The sequence below is a fragment of the Candidatus Thiodiazotropha sp. CDECU1 genome, assembly GCF_963455295.1.
In the GTDB taxonomy this organism is placed as follows: domain Bacteria; phylum Pseudomonadota; class Gammaproteobacteria; order Chromatiales; family Chromatiaceae; genus Thiodiazotropha.
Map to the genome: position 1 here is coordinate 3,341,889 of NZ_OY734020.1, position 20,045 is coordinate 3,361,933.

The following is a 20,045-nucleotide window of genomic DNA, read 5'->3' on the forward strand; positions in this document are numbered from 1 at the left end:
CTTTAAATAAAAACGAACCAGGTCAACAGCAACAGCAGACCCAGAATCATGGCAATGGCGTAGTGATAGAGGTAGCCGCTCTGCAGATGGCGCACCACCGAAGCGATCCAACCCACCGAGTAGGCGGAACCGTTGACCGCCAGCCCGTCGATCAGGCCACGATCACCCACCAACCAGAGAAACTTGCCCAGCCCACGGCTACCGGCGGCGAAGACTGCCTGGTAGGCCTCGTCGAACCAGTACTTCTTATCCAGCAGGGTATAGATCGGTGAAGCCACCGATTTGACCTTGTCGGCGATGGACGGGTTTATCATGTAGATGTAAAAGGCCAAACCCAAGCCGGCCATGGCCAGATAGAATGCAGGGCTCGCATAGGTATGTGCCAGCATGCCATTGCCGCTATGCACCACCGCCTGTACGGCCGCCAGGGTATCGTGCTCGGGCAGGACATACAGCACATCCTTGAACCAGTCGCCAAACAGCATCGAATCGATGGTCAGGTAGCCGAGGATCACCGAGGGAATCGCCAGCAGGATCAGCGGTATTGTCACCACCTTGGGCGATTCGTGCAGATGCGCCTTGGCGTGCTCGTCCCTGGGGCCCTCCCCATGGAAGACCAGAAAGAACATGCGGAAACTGTAGAGGGCGGTGACAAAGACACCGGCCAGCACCAGCACATAGGCATAGGTCGAACCACCGATGGTGGAGTGGTGCACCGCCTCGATGATGGCGTCCTTGGAGAAGAAACCGGAAAAGAAGGGAAAACCGATCAGCGCCAGGGAGCCCAGTAACGAAGTCCAGTAGGTGACCGGCATATATTTGCGCACCCCGCCCATGTTGCGGATGTCCTGATCATGGTGCATACCGATGATCACCGAACCGGCGGCCAGGAACAGCAGCGCCTTGAAGAAGGCGTGGGTCATCAGATGAAAGATACCGGCGGCGTAGGCCGAGGCGCCCAGGGCGACCATCATGTAGCCGAGTTGCGACAGGGTCGAATAGGCCACCACCCGCTTGATGTCGTTCTGCACGATGCCAATAAGGCCGGTGAAGAAGGCGGTGGTGGCACCGATCACCAGGACGAAGCTAAGGGCCGTCTCGGACAGTTCATACAGGGGCGACATACGTGCCACCATGAAGATACCGGCGGTGACCATGGTCGCGGCATGGATCAGGGCGGAGATGGGGGTGGGACCCTCCATGGAGTCGGGCAGCCAGACATGCAATGGCACCTGGGCCGACTTACCCATGGCGCCGATGAACAGCAGAATGCCGATCACCGACATCAGCGACCAGTTGCTGTCGCCCCAGATCTGGATCTGGGTATCGGCCAGTCCCGGCGCCTTGGCAAACACCTCGGCGTAGTCGAGGCTGTTGGTGTACATAGCGATGGCGGCGATACCGAGGATGAAGCCGAAGTCACCCACCCGGTTGACCAAAAAGGCCTTCAGATTGGCGAAGATCGCCGTCGGCCGCACCGACCAGAAACCGATCAGCAGATAGGAGACCAGGCCCACCGCCTCCCAGCCGAAGAAGAGCTGGAGGAAGTTGTTGGACATCACCAGCATCAGCATGGAGAAGGTGAACAGGGAGATATAGCTGAAGAAGCGCTGATAGGAGTTGCGCCCCGCGAGGCTGGTTTTGGGCCAGTTGTGTTCATCATCGGCCATATAGCCGATGGTATAGATATGCACACAGAAGGAGACGAAGGTCACCACGCTGATCATCACCGCGGTCAACTGATCCACCAGGAAGCCCACTTCCATGTTGATGCCGTCACTTACCATCCAGGTATAGACGGATCCGTTAAAGACCTGCGCATTGTCGAACATGAAACCCTTGAGCACATACAGGGAGAGCAGGGTCGAGATACCCACCCCGCTGCTCGTCACCCAGTGAGACCAGCTGCGCCCGATGGCGCCACCGAAAAAGCCGGCTATGATAGCGCCCACCAAGGGCGCAAGCACGATTGTCAGATAGATATTTTCCATAACCGTTTCTTTTAATAAGTCCGCAAATGAACGCAAATGAACGCAAATATCTTTAATGCATCCGTCATATCATCCACCGACAGGCTGTACCTAATATTCAAAATCGTTATCTATTAACCCCAAGCTCGAAAATGAACTGCAAAAAACCATTTGCGTTTATTAGCGTTCATTTGCGGACTCATAAATTCTTACCCTTTCAATACATCCATATCCTCGACGTTGATGCTGCGCTTGCTGCGGAACAGCACCACCAGGATGGCCAGGCCGATGGCGGCCTCGGCCGCGGCAACAGTCAGGATAAAGAAGACAAAGACCTGTCCCGCGTTGTCACCGAGAAAATGCGAAAAGGCGACAAAATTGATGTTTACCGCGAGCAGCATCAGCTCCACGCACATCAACAAAATAATCACGTTCTTGCGATTGATGAAGATCCCCGCAACGCTGATTGCGAAGAGGATGGCGCCGAGTATCAGGTAATCAGATAGTGCAATCATCTCTGTGTCATCCTTTCTCGGCATCCATGGATACCATGCGCACCCGATCGTCACGCTTGATTACCACCTGAGTGGCCGGATCGAGATACTTGTTATCCGGGCGCTTGCGCATGGTCAGGCCGATTGCGGCGATAATGGCGACCAACAGGATCACCGCGGCAATCTCGAATGGGTACATATAGACGGTGTAGAGTACGCTACCGAGCTCTTGCGTATTACTGTAATCCGCAGCATGCCTGGCCGGGGCGGCATACTGCTCCAGGCCGAAATTGTCAGGGCCGACAATGAGGATCAATTCAGCGGCCATTGCGATAGCCATGATCACACCCAGCGGCAACATCTTGATGAATCCGGCACGTAACACGGCAAGGTCGATATCCAGCATCATCAGGACGAAGAGAAACAGCACCATGACTGCTCCCACATAGACCAACACCAGGACGATGGCGAGAAACTCCGCTTCCGCGAGCAGCCAGATACCACTACAGGCGAAAAAGGCAAGAATCAAAAACAGGGCTGAATGTACAGGATTACGCCGGGTCACCACCATCGTTGCGGCAACGATGATCACTGCGGACAGGGCGTAGAAAATCAGCAATTCAAGTGTCATTATTTGCTTCCCTTATCTATTCCAAAGGTTGCCTATCAATCAGCGATACTTCGCCTGGGCCTCGATATCGGCGGCTATCTGCGCCTCATACTTATCACCCACCGAGAGTAGCTTCTCTTTGGTCATAATACTGTCGCCGCGATTCTCGAAGTGGTATTCGTAGATGCGGGTCTCCACAATGGCATCCACCGGACAAGCCTCCTGGCAGTAACCGCAGTAGATGCACTTGAACAGATCTATGTCGTAACGGGTGGTGCGTCGGGAACCGTCATCCCTCGGCTCCGCCTCTATGGTGATGGCCAATGCCGGGCAGGTCGCCTCGCATAATTTACACGCGATACACCGCTCCTCACCACTGGGATAGCGCCGCAGTGCGTGAAGACCACGGAATCTGGGGGAGACCGGCGCCTTCTCCTCAGGGTACATGACGGTGAACTTTTTACGGAACAGATAGCGCCCCGTCACATTCAAGCCACGAAACAGCTCCAGCAGGAAAAGGCTCTTAAAATAGTTTGAAAGCACTTTCATAGCAGGGCTCCTCAGTCGAACCACCAGGGCATTTGATAGACCACGGCGAGACCTACGACAGCAATCCAGACAATGGTTATCGGAATGAACACTTTCCACCCCAGGCGCATGATCTGGTCATAGCGGTAGCGGGGAAAAGTGGCACGGAACCAGAGAAACAGAAACATGAAAAAGGCAGTCTTGATCACCAGCCAGAAAAAGCCCGGTACCCAGTCGAACAGCGGACCCAGTAATGGCCAACCGTGGAAGGGAGAGAGCCAGCCACCCATGAACATGATCGCGGTCAGGGCCGAGATCAAAATCATGTTGGCATATTCAGCCAGGAAGAAGACCGCGAACAGCATGCCGGAGTATTCCACATGGAAACCGGCGACGATCTCCGACTCGCCTTCAGCCACATCGAAGGGGGCACGATTGGTTTCCGCCACACCGGATATCACATACACACCGAACAGGGGCAATAGTGGCAACCAGAACCAGGAGAATAACCCCCCCTCCTGCGCCCTGACGATATCACCCAGGTTGAGGCTGCCGGCTGCCACCAATACCCCCACCAGAGCGAAGCCCATGGCGATCTCGTAGGATACGATCTGCGCTGCCGACCTCATTGCACCGAGAAAGGCATATTTCGAATTTGAGGCCCATCCGGCGATAATCACGCCATAGACCCCGACCGAGGTCAGTGCCAGGATATACAGCAGTCCCGCATTGATATCGGCCAGCACCAGCTTTTCATCGAAGGGAAAGACCGCCCAGGCCGCCAAGGCCGGTCCCAGGGTTATCGCCGGCGCGATGATGAACAGCAGCTTGTTGGCCTTGCTAGGTATCACGATCTCTTTGAACATCAGCTTGACCGCATCCGCAATCGGCTGCAGCCAACCCTTGGGGCCGACCCGGTTGGGGCCGACGCGCACCTGCATGTAGCCGATGATCTTGCGTTCGGCATAGGTGTAATAGGCCACGATCAACATCAGTGGCAGGACGATGGTAATGATCTTGATCATGGTCCAGACCAGATACTGCAGTTCGGTGGGTAGGGATCCCCAAAGGCTGATAAAGAATTCCATCGGTTATGCCTTCTCCACTGTCACTTCACCAAAGGGTTGACCGAGCATCGCGGTCTTTTGCAGTCCCGTGGAGATCCACACACAACCTTCGGGTATGGACTCATCCAATGCCACCGGAAGTGTTGCCTGGTAGCCATTCTGCTTGATCAGAGCATTCTCAGTAGAGCCTAATCCCTGACGCTCGGCCTCTTTCGGATGCAGACGTATCACCGCCTCTCCGGCATCCTTGGTCTGCTGCAGTGCTGCGGCACGCCGCACCAACGGATCGGCCGCATAGAGTGGGGTATCACCACCACGCTGCAGACCATCCACGCCAAGCTTCGGCTCCAACCCCTCACCCTGAACAGGTTTGTTGTCCAATGACACACCGTCACACAGGGCGCGCAGTTCATCACCTATCTCACTCGGATCGGTATAGTCGAAGCCCTGTTGATTGAGTAGATTGCCCAGTACCCGGAGTATCTTCCAACCGGGTCGCGCCTCACCCTGAGGCTGGACCGCCCCCCTGCCCTGTTGCCAGACACCCTCGGCATTCACATAGGTGCCGGAAGTTTCGCTGAAGATAGCCATCGGTAACAGAATATCGCAGCAGGCTTCAAGTTCCGGACTGCGATATGCGCTCAGGGCAACCACCGTGTCAGCACTCTGCAGCGCAGTTTGAGAGAGTGCGCCATTATAAAAATCCATACCCGGTTCAACACCCAGCAACAGATAGCCTCTGCGTGGCAGCTTGAGCATGTTTGATGCATCCAGGCCGGCACTCTCCGCCGCTCTGCCGCCTGCCTGCAAGTGAGGTACGGCGCCGGCCAGCTGGGCACCGACGCTGTTGGCGGATTCAGGAACCATCGAGATCCTGGCGCCGGTCGCCTCTGCAAGACTGGAAGCGAGTGTATACAACAGGGAGAAATCGGGATGTGACCGGGCCATGGCGCCTAGCATCACGGTGGTACTATCCCCGTTCTTGAGCGCCTCGGCAGCCATCCTCGCGAACTCATCCACAGTTGCCGAATCGAGCAATGCAGCAGCTGTGCCGCCCTGTTTCACGCCAGCGGCTTTGGCAACCGCCGCCAAGTGCAGGATCATTTCACCCGGCGTGCATATGGATTGCCGGGCGTTGTAATTCAGTTGCAGCTGCTGGGGTGATATAAAAAAGACATCGGCACCGGCCAGTGCGGCCTTGCGCAGTCGATGGGCCAGAATCGGCTGTTCCTTGCGCAGGTTACCCCCCACCACGAGCACGCCATCGATGGCATCGACTTCACTGATCTTCATGCCCAGCCAGTTGACCTGTTTGAGGTCCGCATCGAGACGGAAATCCCCTTGGCGCAGGCGGCTGTCGATATTGCCGCTGCCCATGCCTCGCATCAGCTTCTGTGCCAGATAGAGCTCTTCCAGGGTCGCAGTCGGTGAGAGCAGGGCACCGATCTGATCGGCCTCGTTGATCTCACCCAGGCTGGCCGCGGCCATCTCCAGGGCCATCTCCCAGCTGACCTCCTTCCACTCACCGCTCTTTTTGATCATCGGCGAGGTCAGGCGGTCACTGCTGTAGAGTCCCTCATAACTATAGCGGTCACGATCGGAGATCCAGGTCTCATTGATCGATTCGTTGTCCCGGGGATGAACCCGCATCACCCGGTTGCCACGCAGGTGCAGATTGAGGTTCGAACCCAGGCTGTCGTGGGGCGCCACCGCCTCCACTTGAGTCAGTTCCCAGGCCCGCGCATTGAAGCGGAAGGGTTTGGAGGTAAGCGCACCCACCGGACAGAGGTCGATGACATTGCCGGAGAGTTCGGAGTCGACGCTCTTCTCGATATAGGTGCCTATGACCATATGCTCACCGCGCCCGGTGGCCCCCATCTCGCGGATGCCCGCGATCTCATCTCCAAACCTCACACAACGGGTACAGTGGATGCAGCGGGTCATATCGGTGGCAATCAAGGGGCCGATATTCTTATCCGCCACCACGCGTTTGCCCTCGTTATAGCGTGAGACATCCCGGCCATAACCGATGGCCACATCCTGCAGTTCACATTCGCCACCCTGATCGCAGATCGGGCAATCCAGGGGATGGTTGATAAGCAGAAACTCCATGGTCCCCTTCTGTGCGGCCAGCGCCTTCGGGGAACGGGTAAATACCTTCATGCCGTCTGAAACAGGGGTTGCACAGGCCGGCAAGGGTTTCGGCACCTTCTCGACCTCGACCAGACACATCCGGCAGTTGGCGGCAATAGAGAGTTTCTTGTGATAGCAGAAGCGCGGTATACGAATCCCTGCCGCATCGGTGACCTCGATGAGCATGGTGCCGGCCTTTGCCTGCAGCGCTTGACCGTCTACTTCAATGGTGACTGTAGAATCTGTCATCTTCGTGTTCTATCTCTTCAAGACCTCAGCCAACCCCGACCAAGCAGCGCTTGTGGTCGATGTGATGCTGAAATTCGTGTCGAAAATGGCGCAACATTCCCTGTACCGGCATCGCCGCCGCATCTCCCAGGGCACAGATGGTTTTGCCACTGATCTTGTCCGCCACATCATCCAGCAGATCCAGATCCTCCTGTCGCCCCTGGCCGGTTTCGATGCGATGTACAATCCGATAGAGCCAACCTGTACCTTCCCGGCAGGGTGTGCACTGGCCACACGACTCTTCATGGTAGAAATAGGACATGCGCTCAAGGACCTTGACCATACAGTTGGTGTCATCCAGGACGATGACGGCACCGGAGCCGAGCATGGAACCCGCACCGGCGATGGAATCGTAATCCATGTTCAGTTGCATCATCTCTTCGCCCGGTATCACCGGTGCGGATGACCCGCCGGGAATGACCGCCTTGATCTTACGCCCATCCTTCATACCCCCCGCCATCTGCAACAGTTCGGAGAACGGGGTACCCATGGGGATCTCAAATACACCCGGATTGTTGATGTTGCCCGAGATGGAGAAGAGTTTGGAACCGCCGCTGTTTTTCACCCCGATATCGGAGAACCACTCACCCCCCTTTTCCATGATCATCGGTATCGATGCCAGGCTTTCGGTATTGTTGATAATGGTGGGGCAGCCATACAGACCATAGTGGGCCGGAAATGGCGGTTTGTAGCGGGGTTGTCCCTTTTTACCTTCAATGGACTCCAGCAGGGCCGTCTCTTCGCCGCAGATGTAGGCACCCGCGCCGAGATGGCTGTGCAGTTCGAAGTCAAATCCGGATCCGAGCAGATCATTACCCAAAAAGCCGGCCTTTCGCGCCTCTTCCAGGGCCTGTTCAAAGCGCTCGTAGGGTTCCCAGAACTCACCCCGGATATAGTTGTAGCCACGGGTGGCACCGATGGCATAGCCGGCAATCACCATCCCCTCGATCAATTGATGGGGGTTATAGCGCAGAATATCCCGATCCTTGAAGGTACCGGGTTCACCCTCGTCTGAGTTACAGACCACATATTTCTGCCCAGGTGCATTGCGGGAGATGAAGCTCCATTTCAGTCCGGTCGGGAAGCCGGCGCCGCCACGTCCGCGCAATCCCGATTTCTTGACCTCTTCGATAATCGAATCAGGTGCGGTCTTTTCAGTGAGAATTTTTTTCAGCATCTCGTAACCGCCACGACTCTGATACTGCTCAAGCAGCCAGGGGCGTTCGAGATCCAGGGTGCGTAAACAGACTTCGTTGGCCATCCGATCTACTCCAGGCCTTCCAGGATCGCATCCACGATCTCTGGGGTCAGGTTTTCATAATATTGTCTACCGATCTGCATCATCGGTGCGCCACCGCAGGCACCGAGACACTCCACCTCTTTGAGTGAAAAGCGGCCGTCTTCCGTCACTTCACCGAAGCCGATGCCTAGTTTCTTTTCAAGATGATCCACAATAAGGTCTGATTTATTGGTCATACAGGAGACATTGGTACAGACACAGATTTTATGCTTACCGACCGGCTTCAGCTCATACATGGAGTAGAAGGTCGCCACTTCATATACCGCGATCGGCGGCATCTCCAGATACATCGCAACCTGATCCATCAACGGGGTGGTGAGCCAACCACCGTTCTCCTCTTGCACGATCATCAGTGCACCCATCACTGCGGACTGTTTCCACTCCGGTGGGTATTTGGCTATCCAGCGGTCTATCTCCTCCCGGACTTCCGGGGTGAAGAGCTCCCTATTCTCATTTACAGTAGTTGTCGTCATCTAATCTCTTTCTTAACGATCTATTTCGCCGAACACCACATCCATGGTGCCGATAATTGCCACCACGTCGGCCAGCATGTGACCTTTGACCATCTCATCCATGGCCGCAAGATGGGGAAATCCCGGTGCGCGTATCTTCAACCGGTAGGGTTTATTGGCGCCATCGGAGATGATGTAGCAACCGAACTCTCCCTTGGGGGCCTCTACCGCGGCATACGCCTCACCTACGGGAGGACAATAGCCCTCGGTAAACAGCTTGAAGTGGTGGATCAGGCCCTCCATGTCCTCTTTCATATCAGTCCTGGTGGGTGCGACTATCTTGTTGTCATCCAGCATCACCGGACCCGGGTTTGCGCGCAACCAATCGATACACTGTTTGATGATGCGATTGGATTGACGCATCTCCTCGATCCGCACCAGATAACGATCATAACAATCGCCGTTTTTCCCCACGGGGATATCGAAATCCACCTTGTCGTAGGCCGCATAGGACTGTTTCTTACGCAGATCCCAAGCCACCCCTGAACCGCGTATCATGGGACCGGTAAAACCCAACTGCAACGCCCGCTCAGGTGAGACCACACCAATGCCGACAGTACGCTGTTTCCAGATGCGATTGTCGGTCAACAGGGTCTCATACTCGTCGACCAATCCGGGAAAGCGGTTGCTGAAATCTTCGATGAAATCGAGCAATGAGCCCTGCCGTTTCTCATTCCGCACCGCTACATCGCGTCCTGTGACCCACTGGCTTGCCTGGTACTGGGGCATCTGCTCCGGCAGATCCCGATAGACGCCACCAGGCCGATAATAGGCCGCGTGCATACGTGCGCCGGATACTGCTTCATAGCAGTCAAGCAGATCCTCACGTTCACGAAAGGCATACAGGAAAACGGTCATCGCCCCCACATCGAGGGCATGGGTACCCAGCCACATCAGGTGATTGAGGATACGCGTGATCTCATCAAACAAGGTGCGGATATATTGCGCACGGATCGGTACATCTATCCCCAGCAGTTTCTCTATCGCCCTGACATAGCCGTGTTCGTTACACATCATCGACACATAGTCGAGACGGTCCATGTAGGGAATGCTCTGGTTATAGGGTTTGCTCTCGGCCAATTTTTCTGTAGCGCGATGCAGCAGCCCGATGTGCGGATCGGCGCGTTCGATCACCTCGCCATCCATCTCCAGCACCAGGCGTAGAACACCGTGGGCCGCCGGATGCTGGGGTCCGAAATTCAGGGTGTAGTTATGGATCTCAGGCATCGCTGGCGTCCTGGGTGGCGCTATCCTCATTGAGATAGCGGTTGTCATCACGTGTCACCCGCGGCACCAGGGTGCGTGGATCGATGCTCACGGGTTCATAGATGACCCGTTGCAGATTTGGATCGTAGCGCATCTCAACCTGGCCGATAAGCGGGAAATCCTTGCGGAAAGGGTGCCCGATAAAACCGTAGTCGGTAAGAATACGCCGCAGATCGGGATGCCCTTCGAACAGGATACCGTAAAGATCGAAGGCCTCCCGTTCAAACCAGTCTGCGCTTGACCACACAGCCACCAACGAGGCCAGGATCGGCTGTTCGGTATCGACGAAGACCCGCAGCCTCAAGCGTGTGTTATGGCTGACGGAGAGCAGATGATAGACCGCTGCATAGCGGTTCGACTCCATCGATTCCAACTCACCAAGTGGCGTCACACCGCGTCCGAACCCGCTATTGGGTGCGCTATCGGTCTGCCATTCGGATTGGCCATAGGAAGAGTAGTCGACGCCGCAGACATCGATCAGCTGCTCAAATGCAAACTGCTGGTCATCCTTGAGACCTAAGGCCACATCGCTGAGGTGTTCCACCGGCACCACCAGGGTTACCTCACCACAGCTTCGTTCCACACTGCAGCCTAGCTCTGCGAACGCTTGGGTAAGATCCTCGGCCAGCCGATCAAGACGATCATGCATCCCGTTTTGCGCACTGCTGCTCATGTCATCTCCACCTTAGCGTGCAATGGTACTGGTACGACGAATCTTGTCCTGCAGCTGGAGCACCCCATACAGCAGTGCCTCGGCGGTTGGCGGACAACCTGGGACATAGACATCGACCGGGACCACCCGATCGCATCCCCTTACCACCGAATAGGAGTAGTGATAGTAACCGCCTCCGTTGGCGCAGGAGCCCATGGATATGACCCAGCGTGGTTCTGCCATCTGATCGTAGACCTTACGCAATGCGGGAGCCATTTTATTGACCAGGGTACCCGCCACGATCATCACATCGGATTGGCGGGGACTGGGACGGAAAACGATACCGAAGCGGTCCATGTCATAGCGTGCGGCAGCGGCATGCATCATCTCCACTGCGCAGCAAGCCAAGCCGAACGTCATCGGCCACATCGAACCGGTCCTTGCCCAGTTGATCAGCTTATCCGCAGAAGTGGTGATGACACCCTTCTCCAGAATACCTTCAATTCCCACTAGCTACCTCCAGAAGCAGATGAATATACCCCAGATACCGGGCCGATTACTCCCATTCCAAGGCTCCCTTCTTCCATTCGTAGATGAAGCCGATAACAAGAATGGCGAGGAAAATCATCATGGCGATGAATCCGACCATGCCGATCTGATCCAAAACCACGGCCCAGGGGAAGAGAAAGGCGATCTCGAGATCGAAAATGATGAACAGGATGGCAACCAGGTAGTAACGCACATCGAACTTCATGCGCGAATCCTCGAACGCTTCAAAACCGCATTCGTAGGGAGAGTTTTTTTCATCATCGGGTTTGCGCGTACCCAATAGAAAACCGATTCCGATAACCACACCACCCATCACGAAGGCTACTGAGAGAAAAATCAGGATGGGTAAGTAGTTTTCGAGCATCAGAGTGCCGCCCCCGTGTTGTTTAGTCGTTGTGTAATTAGATAATCATCCGGGAAGGTCAGCAGTCTATCCTTAGCCACATTCTCGTGTCAAGTGGAAACTAAATTAAATACTTCAATTAATTCATGCAGTTACGATACTTTTTTTTAGTATTCCGATTCACTTGGTTTGTTATATACCAAACATCGTCCTGCCTTGAATTTTGGTACCGATGGCCGGATTTGAACCGGCACGGCTTTCGCCACTACCCCCTCAAGATAGCGTGTCTACCAATTCCACCACATCGGCAAAAACTCGTCCTGGCCAGGCCTACTCCCTGACCTGCTCCGTTGACTCCTCTGCAGTCGCACTGCCCGCCTCCTCCGAGGTCATCGGCTCTGCTGCAGGTGTCACTGCTTCTACCGCAGGCGTCGCCTCAGCTGGTTCAGCCGCCGGGGCAATTGCAGGAATATCGCTCTCTACCGGAACCGGTGGGATGTCACTCCGTTGGACCTCTTCCACCTGAACTCCCGGGGCCTGATCCAAAACTTCCATGACGCCCACCTGTTCGTTTCTCTGGGCAGCGAAATAGGCCATCACCATACTGGTGACGAAGAAAATTGTCGCCAGCAAGGCGGTTGTCCGGGTGAGAAACGAGGCCGACCCCTTGGCACCAAAAACGGTACCCGAGGCCCCACTGCCGAAGGCAGCCCCCATATCCGCGCCTTTCCCGTGCTGTATCAGGATCAATCCCACCAGGCCAACGGCCAGGAAGATATGAAACACGGTCAATATTGTTTGCATTTGCTTAAGTCCTAGTGCCTGTTAACACTGTTTCAATCCGCAGCGGTGCAGATACCCAGGAAATCCTCAGCCTTAAGGGAGGCTCCACCAATCAAGCCCCCATCGATATCGGGCTTTCCGATCAGTTCAGCGGCATTTCCCGGTTTCATCGAGCCACCATAGAGGATTCGTACCGCTTCCGCTACCTCACCACTCTTCTCGGCCACCCGGGCACGAATGAAGGCATGCACCTCCTGTGCCTGATCGGGGGTTGCGGTCTTACCTGTGCCAATGGCCCAGACCGGCTCGTAGGCGATGACGCCTTCAGCCAAGGCCTCGACACCCTCAAGCGCTATAACCGCATCCAGCTGACGTGCCACCACTTCATTGGTGGTGCCTGCCTCCCGCTCGTCCAGGGTCTCGCCGATACACAGGATGGGTATCAATCCCGCTGCCCGCGCCACCGCAAATTTCTTTGCCACCAACTGATCGCTCTCTGCATGGTAGGTGCGGCGTTCAGAGTGCCCGACAATCACGTACTTGCAGTCGAAATCGTTGAACATGGACGCTGCCACCTCACCGGTGAATGCGCCGGAGGACTCTGTAGACAGATCCTGGCCGCCCCAAGCGATAGCGCTGCCTGAAAGCAGTTTCTGCACCTCGGGGATATAGACAGCAGGCGGACAAACCGCCACTTCCGCAGCCTTGACCTCATCAACACCTTGTTTGATGCCATCGAGTAAGCTGCGGACACTCTCGAGTGAACCGTTCATCTTCCAGTTTCCGGCAACCAATGGTCTGCGCATGCCTTCACTCCTGCGATCAAAAGAAAGCGCGCTAGCTTAACGGTCAATGGGATTTAAATCAATCTCAATCGGCACCAAACCAGGTGAATATCGCATTCTTACCAGGCCCTGTAGGCACTATTGCAAGCGGTCCTAGCTGGTGACCAACTCCTTCACCGTGGCGGCTATATGGCCTGACAGGTCATCAACCTGTGCCCCGTCACTGCCCTCCACCATCACCCGGATCAGCGGTTCCGTCCCAGAGGGCCGGAGTAAGACGCGCCCACCGCTGCCCATTTCGACTTCAGCTTCGCGGACCGACCGTCTCACCTGCTCAGAATCCATGATCTCTTGCGGGTTTCTGCTGCCAAGATGGATATTCGTCAGTTTTTGAGGATATTTACTCATCCCGGCACACAACTCTCGCAAGCTGCTGTTGGTTGCGTACATCTCTTCCAATACCTGCAGGGCGGCGATGATCCCGTCACCTGTGGTGGTGCGGTCCAAACAGATGATATGCCCGGATTGTTCACCCCCAAGCACCCAGCCTTTTTCAGTCAGACGCTCCATGATGTAGCGATCACCCACTTGGGTGCGCTCAAAAACCACCCCATGATCCCGCAATGCATGTTCCAGTCCGAGATTGCTCATCAGGGTGCCTACAACCGCACCTTTGAGCACACCATGTCTCATCCTGGAACAGGCGATGATATAGAGTATTTCATCACCATCCACCTCCTGGCCCTGGTCATCGACCATGATCAGTCGATCGCCGTCACCATCCAGGGCAACACCCAGATCCGCTTCATGCTCCAGTACCGCCTTCTTCAGATACTCGGGATAGGTCGATCCGACGCCATCATTGATATTGAATCCGTTGGGTTGGTTACCGATTGCGATTACATCGGCACCCATCTCATCGAATACATAGGGGGCAATGTTGTATGTTGCGCCATTGGCGCAATCGACCACGATCTTCAACCCTTTGAATCGGGTCTTCAGGGGAATCGTGCTCTTGCAGAATTCTATATAGCGCCCCTCCGCCGCCATCTTCTCTGCTCTGCCCAGGTTGGATGAGTCTACCGTCAGCAGCGGCTTCTCCATCTGTGCCTCGATCGCGGACTCCACCTCATCCGGGAGTTTGAGGCCCTCGGCGGAGAAGAACTTGATACCATTGTCCTGATAGGGATTATGGGAGGCACTGATGACGACCCCTGCCTGGGCGTGCAATGTTCGGGTCAGATAGGCAACACTCGGGGTCGGCATGGGACCCAACAGGGTGATATTGACACCTGCCGCCGTCAGTCCGGCCTCAAGGGCCGATTCCAGCAGATAGCCTGAGATGCGGGTATCTTTTCCGATCAACACCCGGCTTTTGTCCTCGGTACCCAGTACCTTGCCTACGGCCCAGCCTAACTTGAGGACGAATTCAGGGGTAATTGGCCCCTCACCGAATCGCCCCCGCACCCCATCTGTTCCAAAATATTTCCGACTCACTGAATCATCCTCACTCGCTATGTGGCCGATCTGACCGCTGCCACCACTTTGAGGGCATCAACCGTCTCACGCACATCGTGGACCCTGATAATCGCGGCGCCTCCCATTACGGCAACCACGGCCGCCGCGACACTGCCCATGAGTCGCTCGTTAACGGCCTGATCCCCAATTATCGACCCGATCATCGATTTTCTTGATATCCCAACCAGAACCGGGGCTGCGAGTTCGTGCAACGCCCGCAGCTCTTTCAACAAGGTAAGATTATGCGCAAGTGTCTTACCGAAGCCAAAACCCGGGTCTACGATCATATTGTGACGCGCAATACCAGCTGCCTCCCCCGCATCCAGACGCTGGCGCAGAAAGGTTTTCACCTCTTCCACCACATTCTCATACCGAGGTGCATTCTGCATGGTTCTCGGTTCCCCCTGCATATGCATGATACAGACCGGCACACCCACCTCGGCCGCCGCCTCCAGCGCACCGGGTTCCTGCAGGGCCATGATGTCATTGATCATACCGGCACCGGCAGAGACTGCCTCACGCATCACCAGAGGTTTGTTGGTATCAATCGAGATCGGTACAGGAACAGCCTGTACAAGCCTTTCAATGATGGGAATGACACGGTCCAGCTCCTCTTCGACCGATACAGGCTGCGCACCAGGGCGGGTCGACTCTCCACCGATATCGATGATGGTCGCACCCTCCTGCACCATTTCCAGGGCATGCTTTAAACCCAGATCCGGATTCAGGAAACGCCCACCATCGGAAAACGAGTCGGGGGTCAGGTTGAGGATACCCATGACCTGGGGGGTACCCAGGTCAAGTGGTTTTCCTGCACAATCGAGAATCAATGATAATGCGCTTTATCAGTGCTGACCGGCAGGACCACCAATGGTCCCGGAGACATCATCCGAAGAGGGGGACTCACCGGATGGCCGGGTATCATCATCGGAACCGATATCGCTCTCATCCCAATCCTTGGGTGCTCTTGGGGTCTTACCCTCCATGATATCGTTGATCTGCTCCGTATCGATGGTCTCGTACTTTATCAGGGCCTTGGCCATGATATGAAGCTTCTCGATATTATCGTTGAGAATCTTCTCCGCACGCTCATAGTTGCGGTCTATAAAGTTGCGAATCTCCTCGTCGATGGTATGTGCGGTATCATCCGATACATTTTTGTGCTGGGTTACCGAGCGTCCGAGAAAGACCTCCTCTTCCTCCTCACTGTACATCAGTGGGCCGAGACGTTCCGACAATCCCCATTTGGTCACCATGTTGCGTGCCAGATCAGTGGCGCGCTTGATATCGTTGGAGGCACCGGTGGTGACCTTGTCGATACCGAAGATCAACTCCTCGGCGATACGGCCACCGAACAGGCTGGAGATCTGGCTCTCAAGATGCTCCTTGCTGTAGCTGTAGCGATCGGCCTCAGGGAGAAACATGGTTACGCCCAAAGCCCTGCCGCGGGGTATTATGCTTACTTTATAGACAGGGTCATGGGATGGCACCAGGCGTCCGACGATGGCATGACCAGACTCATGGTAGGCAGTCAGCTTCTTCTCATCTTCACTCATTACCATGGTACGGCGCTCCGTACCCATCATAATCTTGTCTTTCGCCTTCTCCATCTCCTCCATGCCGACCAGGGTCTTGTTGGCGCGGGCGGCAAACAGGGCCGCTTCATTCACCAGATTGGCCAGATCGGCACCGGAGAAACCGGGCGTACCACGGGCGATAATGCCGGCTTTCACATCTTCGGATGCGGCTACTTTGCGCAGATGTACTTTAAGAATCTGTTCACGTCCACGCACATCGGGCAGGGGCACCACCACCTGGCGATCGAATCGACCTGGGCGCAGCAGTGCGGGATCCAACACGTCAGGACGGTTGGTTGCGGCAATGACGATAACCCCTTCATTGCCCTCGAAGCCGTCCATCTCCACCAATAGCTGATTCAGGGTCTGCTCACGCTCATCGTGACCGCCGCCGAGTCCCGCGCCACGATGCCGACCCACGGCATCGATCTCGTCGATGAAGATAATGCAGGGTGCATGTTTCTTGGCCTGCTCGAACATGTCGCGTACCCGGGAGGCGCCGACACCCACGAACATCTCTACGAAATCAGATCCGGAGATGGTGAAGAAGGGAACCTTGGCCTCACCGGCGATCGCCTTGGCGAGCAGGGTCTTACCGGTTCCGGGGGAACCGACCATCAACACCCCCTTGGGGATCTTGCCGCCAAGTTTCTGAAACTTGGAGGGGTCACGCAGGAAATCGACCATCTCAGAGACCTCTTCCTTCGCCTCTTCGACACCGGCCACGTCGTTGAAGGTCACCTTGACCTGGTCTTCGCTCAGCATCCGCGCCTTGCTCTTGCCGAATGACATGGCACCACGGCCAGCACCGCCACCCTGCATTTGACGCATGAAGAATATCCATAGTCCGATGAGTACGAACAGTGGGAACCAGTTGATCAGGATATTCATCAAGAGGGAGGGTTTCTCTGGAGGGTTGGCCTTGATCTCAACATTACTATTGAGCAGGTCGCTAACCAGCATATCGTCACCCGGGCTGTAGGTAGAGAAACGCTGCCCGGAAGTGAGCGATCCGGTGATATCGTTCCCACTACCGCTGAACTCGACCTCTTTCACCTGCCCCGCTTTCACATTCACGATGAACTCGGAGTAGCTCATCGGCTGGGACTTCGGCTGGGTAGTTGAGAAGTTATTGAAGACCGTCATCAAAACAATGGCGATCACTACCCAAAGAATCAAATTTTTTGCCATGTCGTTCAAAATGAAAAAACCTCTTGTATTAATCCCATTATCTTGTGGGATCTATTCACCCAGATCAGCATTAATATTTTGGGGGAGTACGCTTAACCCCATCCAGTCAGGCCAATCCATCAATGATACCCCGAAAAAACCTTAAACTTCTGTGCAAATTACTGATTTTTTGGATTTACTGGTTGGTACGGTACACCATCTTAAAGTTCCCTGCTACCAGATAGACCTCACGGCTTTTTGCCCGTGATGAGCTGGGTTTACGGCTTACCACCCGCTCAAAATCACTCCGAAGCGCCTTCAAATAGGCATCAAATCCCTCGCCTTGGAATACCTTAACGACAAAGCAGCCTCCCGGCTTTAGCACTTCCCGGGCAAAGTCGTGGGCCAACTCGCAAAGATAGATGGACCTTGGCTGATCAACGCTCGTTACACCTGTTACATTGGGTGCCATATCTGAAATTACAAGGTCCACAGCCTCTCCATCCAAACATTTCTCAAGCGCTTCAAGGGGTTGCGACTCACGAAAATCCCCCTGAATAAATTCCACACCGGCTATGGGATCCATCGGGAGTATGTCCATCGCCACGATACGACCCTTCTCCCCCACCAGCTCCCTGGCCACCTGACACCAGCCCCCAGGGGCGGCGCCCAGATCCACGACCTTCATCCCAGGCTTGAAAATTCTATCTTTTTGCTGAATTTCCAGTAACTTAAAAGCAGCCCGCGAACGGTATCCCGCCTTTTGCGCCTGCTTCACATATTCGTCTTTGAAATGACGATCCAGCCATTGGCGACTGCTTTTACTGCGTTTCATGAGACTGCCGAGCCCTCAGCGACTGCATAACCTACAGATTAGATGATAATTGACGCCGATTTCATAGGAAAATGCATGGATTGAAAGTTCTGACAGGGTCCATTCTCAATAAACACATTCAATTAACCGCAAATGAACGCAGATCACCGCAAATATACGCCAATATTATATTTGTCTTACACAATGGCAATGAGTACGTAGGGTGCGGCTCGCCGCACCAGCCGGTTATGCATTAGCACGATCTGTGTATTGGATTTGAAGGTGCGGCAAGCCGCACCCTACACAATATTCGCGATCATTTGCTGTGATTGGCGTGCATTCGCGGTTTATTTCCCCATTTTAAACGGTTCTGTTCCACTCTAGAGGGAAAAGATATAGAATCCGCCTCCCCATTCCCTACAAGATAGCTGTCATGCCGCTCACTACCGCGCAAAACCGTACATTGAAAAAACTCGCCCATGACCTAAAACCGGTGGTCATCGTCGGTCAGCACGGCCTCAGTGAGGGGGTGCTCAACGAAATCGACACCACCCTCAACACCCATGAACTGATCAAGGTCAAACTGGCGGGCGCGGACAAAGAGGATCGCATCCAACTCAGCGGCGATATCGTAGAACGCCTATCGGCGGAACTGATCCAGATCATCGGCCGGGTGGCGATATTCTATCGGCCCAATCCGAAAAAGAAGAAAAACAGGGTTGTTATTTAAACCAGGTTGGGTTTATAACGCAAAGTACGCAATGGTGACGCATAGCCCGCAAAGGGTATTAATGCAGAAACGCCCCTGGGTAATAAGCATTTTTAACTTGGCGTCCATTGCGTCTCCCTATAACGCAAAGTACGCAATGGTGACGCATAGCCCGCGAAGGGTGTTAATGCAGAAACGCACCTGCACGGAAAGCATTTTTTTGACTTGGCGTCCCTAGCGTCTTGCCTTTGCGATCTTTGCGTTATAAACAAACCAGCGCGATCGGTACTCACACGTAGCGTACTTCCAGAATCTCGAACTCCCTTGGTCCGCCCGGGGTCTCGAGGAATACATCATCCCCCTCCTGCTTGCCGATCAGGGCACGTGCAATCGGCGAGCTGATCGAAACCAGGCCATGTTTGATATCGGCTTCGTCATCACCGACGATCTGATAGGTGAACTCCTCATCATTGTCCAGTTCCAACACCACCACCGTAGCACCGAAAACCACCTTTCCACCCGCATCCAATTTGGTGACATCGATGATCTGGGCATGGGAGAGTTTGCCTTCGATATCCTTGATCCGGCCTTCGATGAAACTCTGCTGATCACGGGCGGCATGATACTCCGCGTTCTCCTTCAGATCGCCATGCGCTCTCGCCTCGGCAATCGCCTTGATGACTTTCGGCCGCTCGATGGTTTTCAACTGCTTCAGCTCATCCTGCAGCTTAGCCGCGCCTTTGGCCGTCAACGGTACCTTGCTCATCGAATATATCCTCTATATCCTGGTTTTCAGAAATAACGCTATCGTGTTAACACGAATAGACGTAGATCAAAAAATGTTTATTAGCATTCCACATGATCCAGCATCAATAAGGACAACATTTAATAAATCAACCACCCACGGTGCGGCTAGCCGCACCCTACGTATTTAAATTATTTGCGACTATTGGGGTGATTTGCGTCCATTTGCGGTT

General features: G+C 54.8%; 20 protein-coding genes and 1 tRNA gene. 1 reads left to right on the top strand and 20 read right to left on the bottom strand.

From position 1 onward, the window contains the following. Positions 1–2 precede the first annotated feature (2 nt). The 19 genes from nuoL to rlmE form a co-directional block, all read right to left on the bottom strand. Entirely contained in the window at positions 3–1,991 is a 1,989-nt protein-coding gene (nuoL, locus tag R2K28_RS15170; protein WP_116444786.1) for an NADH-quinone oxidoreductase subunit L, read from the bottom strand. A gap of 188 nt (positions 1,992–2,179) precedes the next feature. Next, complete coding sequence (gene nuoK, locus R2K28_RS15175) at positions 2,180–2,485, bottom strand: NADH-quinone oxidoreductase subunit NuoK (protein WP_316365678.1); 306 nt, start codon at positions 2,483–2,485, stop codon at positions 2,180–2,182. Positions 2,486–2,492: 7 nt separating this feature from the next. Beyond that, on the bottom strand, positions 2,493–3,095 hold the full coding sequence (locus R2K28_RS15180; RefSeq protein WP_116444784.1) for an NADH-quinone oxidoreductase subunit J: 603 nt from the start codon (positions 3,093–3,095) through the stop codon (positions 2,493–2,495). A gap of 39 nt (positions 3,096–3,134) precedes the next feature. Next, positions 3,135–3,623, bottom strand: a complete 489-nt coding sequence (gene nuoI, locus R2K28_RS15185) for an NADH-quinone oxidoreductase subunit NuoI (RefSeq protein ID WP_116448869.1) — start codon at positions 3,621–3,623, stop codon at positions 3,135–3,137. Positions 3,624–3,634: 11 nt separating this feature from the next. After that, positions 3,635–4,690 (bottom strand): NADH-quinone oxidoreductase subunit NuoH, encoded by a 1,056-nt coding sequence (gene nuoH, locus R2K28_RS15190; RefSeq protein ID WP_316365682.1) that lies wholly within the window; start codon positions 4,688–4,690, stop codon positions 3,635–3,637. Positions 4,691–4,693: 3 nt separating this feature from the next. After that, the gene (nuoG, locus tag R2K28_RS15195; RefSeq protein WP_316365684.1) at positions 4,694–7,051 is read right to left on the bottom strand and encodes an NADH-quinone oxidoreductase subunit NuoG; all 2,358 of its coding nucleotides are present in this window, start codon (positions 7,049–7,051) and stop codon (positions 4,694–4,696) included. A gap of 25 nt (positions 7,052–7,076) precedes the next feature. Continuing rightward, on the bottom strand, positions 7,077–8,351 hold the full coding sequence (gene nuoF / locus R2K28_RS15200) for an NADH-quinone oxidoreductase subunit NuoF (protein WP_316365685.1): 1,275 nt from the start codon (positions 8,349–8,351) through the stop codon (positions 7,077–7,079). Positions 8,352–8,356: 5 nt separating this feature from the next. Then, positions 8,357–8,863, bottom strand: coding sequence for an NADH-quinone oxidoreductase subunit NuoE (gene nuoE, locus R2K28_RS15205; RefSeq protein WP_116446766.1), 507 nt, complete (start codon positions 8,861–8,863; stop codon positions 8,357–8,359). Between the two features lie 12 nt (positions 8,864–8,875). Then, positions 8,876–10,129 (bottom strand): NADH-quinone oxidoreductase subunit D, encoded by a 1,254-nt coding sequence (locus R2K28_RS15210; RefSeq protein ID WP_316365687.1) that lies wholly within the window; start codon positions 10,127–10,129, stop codon positions 8,876–8,878. After that, entirely contained in the window at positions 10,122–10,817 is a 696-nt protein-coding gene (locus tag R2K28_RS15215; protein WP_316369754.1) for an NADH-quinone oxidoreductase subunit C, read from the bottom strand. Before R2K28_RS15215 ends, R2K28_RS15210 begins: the two co-directional genes overlap by 8 nt. 36 nt (positions 10,818–10,853) lie before the next feature. Further along, positions 10,854–11,330, bottom strand: coding sequence for a NuoB/complex I 20 kDa subunit family protein (locus R2K28_RS15220; RefSeq protein ID WP_116446763.1), 477 nt, complete (start codon positions 11,328–11,330; stop codon positions 10,854–10,856). A 46-nt stretch (positions 11,331–11,376) separates the two neighbouring features. Next, complete coding sequence (locus R2K28_RS15225; RefSeq protein WP_316365690.1) at positions 11,377–11,733, bottom strand: NADH-quinone oxidoreductase subunit A; 357 nt, start codon at positions 11,731–11,733, stop codon at positions 11,377–11,379. 203 nt (positions 11,734–11,936) lie between these two features. After that, positions 11,937–12,021, bottom strand: a tRNA-Leu gene (locus R2K28_RS15230). Between the two features lie 21 nt (positions 12,022–12,042). Next, entirely contained in the window at positions 12,043–12,516 is a 474-nt protein-coding gene (secG, locus tag R2K28_RS15235) for a preprotein translocase subunit SecG (protein ID WP_316365691.1), read from the bottom strand. 32 nt (positions 12,517–12,548) lie between these two features. Next, positions 12,549–13,301: a triose-phosphate isomerase gene (gene tpiA / locus R2K28_RS15240; protein WP_316365693.1), complete on the bottom strand. Its 753-nt coding sequence runs from the start codon at positions 13,299–13,301 to the stop codon at positions 12,549–12,551. Positions 13,302–13,433: 132 nt separating this feature from the next. Continuing rightward, the gene (gene glmM, locus R2K28_RS15245; protein WP_316365696.1) at positions 13,434–14,777 is read right to left on the bottom strand and encodes a phosphoglucosamine mutase; all 1,344 of its coding nucleotides are present in this window, start codon (positions 14,775–14,777) and stop codon (positions 13,434–13,436) included. Positions 14,778–14,794: 17 nt separating this feature from the next. Continuing rightward, positions 14,795–15,625: a dihydropteroate synthase gene (folP, locus tag R2K28_RS15250; RefSeq protein WP_442871446.1), complete on the bottom strand. Its 831-nt coding sequence runs from the start codon at positions 15,623–15,625 to the stop codon at positions 14,795–14,797. An 18-nt stretch (positions 15,626–15,643) separates the two neighbouring features. Then, complete coding sequence (gene ftsH, locus R2K28_RS15255; RefSeq protein WP_316365699.1) at positions 15,644–17,566, bottom strand: ATP-dependent zinc metalloprotease FtsH; 1,923 nt, start codon at positions 17,564–17,566, stop codon at positions 15,644–15,646. Between the two features lie 175 nt (positions 17,567–17,741). After that, positions 17,742–18,380, bottom strand: coding sequence for a 23S rRNA (uridine(2552)-2'-O)-methyltransferase RlmE (gene rlmE, locus R2K28_RS15260; protein ID WP_316365702.1), 639 nt, complete (start codon positions 18,378–18,380; stop codon positions 17,742–17,744). Positions 18,381–18,792: 412 nt separating this feature from the next. Here rlmE and yhbY point away from each other — a divergent pair, with 412 nt between their 5' ends. Beyond that, positions 18,793–19,089 carry a ribosome assembly RNA-binding protein YhbY gene (gene yhbY, locus R2K28_RS15265; RefSeq protein ID WP_316365704.1) on the top strand — a complete coding sequence of 99 codons (297 nt, stop codon included), beginning with the start codon at positions 18,793–18,795 and terminating at the stop codon, positions 19,087–19,089. A gap of 268 nt (positions 19,090–19,357) precedes the next feature. Here the strand turns inward: yhbY and greA are convergent, their stop codons facing one another. Continuing rightward, positions 19,358–19,834, bottom strand: coding sequence for a transcription elongation factor GreA (gene greA, locus R2K28_RS15270; RefSeq protein ID WP_316365707.1), 477 nt, complete (start codon positions 19,832–19,834; stop codon positions 19,358–19,360). Positions 19,835–20,045 lie beyond the last annotated feature (211 nt).

What these genes read in the sequence shown, in the direction of transcription:
- nuoL (WP_116444786.1), bottom strand. Translation starts at nt 1,991, where the DNA reads ATGGAAAATATCTATCTGACAATCGTGCTTGCGCCCTTGGTGGGCGCT.
- greA (WP_316365707.1), bottom strand. Translation starts at nt 19,834, where the DNA reads ATGAGCAAGGTACCGTTGACGGCCAAAGGCGCGGCTAAGCTGCAGGAT.
- tpiA (WP_316365693.1), bottom strand. Translation starts at nt 13,301, where the DNA reads ATGCGCAGACCATTGGTTGCCGGAAACTGGAAGATGAACGGTTCACTC.
- nuoH (WP_316365682.1), bottom strand. Translation starts at nt 4,690, where the DNA reads ATGGAATTCTTTATCAGCCTTTGGGGATCCCTACCCACCGAACTGCAG.
- nuoE (WP_116446766.1), bottom strand. Translation starts at nt 8,863, where the DNA reads ATGACGACAACTACTGTAAATGAGAATAGGGAGCTCTTCACCCCGGAA.
- rlmE (WP_316365702.1), bottom strand. Translation starts at nt 18,380, where the DNA reads ATGAAACGCAGTAAAAGCAGTCGCCAATGGCTGGATCGTCATTTCAAA.
- R2K28_RS15215 (WP_316369754.1), bottom strand. Translation starts at nt 10,817, where the DNA reads ATGCATGATCGTCTTGATCGGCTGGCCGAGGATCTTACCCAAGCGTTC.
- nuoF (WP_316365685.1), bottom strand. Translation starts at nt 8,351, where the DNA reads ATGGCCAACGAAGTCTGTTTACGCACCCTGGATCTCGAACGCCCCTGG.
- nuoI (WP_116448869.1), bottom strand. Translation starts at nt 3,623, where the DNA reads ATGAAAGTGCTTTCAAACTATTTTAAGAGCCTTTTCCTGCTGGAGCTG.
- R2K28_RS15225 (WP_316365690.1), bottom strand. Translation starts at nt 11,733, where the DNA reads ATGCTCGAAAACTACTTACCCATCCTGATTTTTCTCTCAGTAGCCTTC.
- ftsH (WP_316365699.1), bottom strand. Translation starts at nt 17,566, where the DNA reads ATGGCAAAAAATTTGATTCTTTGGGTAGTGATCGCCATTGTTTTGATG.
- R2K28_RS15210 (WP_316365687.1), bottom strand. Translation starts at nt 10,129, where the DNA reads ATGCCTGAGATCCATAACTACACCCTGAATTTCGGACCCCAGCATCCG.
- secG (WP_316365691.1), bottom strand. Translation starts at nt 12,516, where the DNA reads ATGCAAACAATATTGACCGTGTTTCATATCTTCCTGGCCGTTGGCCTG.
- yhbY (WP_316365704.1), top strand. Translation starts at nt 18,793, where the DNA reads ATGCCGCTCACTACCGCGCAAAACCGTACATTGAAAAAACTCGCCCAT.
- R2K28_RS15180 (WP_116444784.1), bottom strand. Translation starts at nt 3,095, where the DNA reads ATGACACTTGAATTGCTGATTTTCTACGCCCTGTCCGCAGTGATCATC.
- nuoK (WP_316365678.1), bottom strand. Translation starts at nt 2,485, where the DNA reads ATGATTGCACTATCTGATTACCTGATACTCGGCGCCATCCTCTTCGCA.
- nuoG (WP_316365684.1), bottom strand. Translation starts at nt 7,051, where the DNA reads ATGACAGATTCTACAGTCACCATTGAAGTAGACGGTCAAGCGCTGCAG.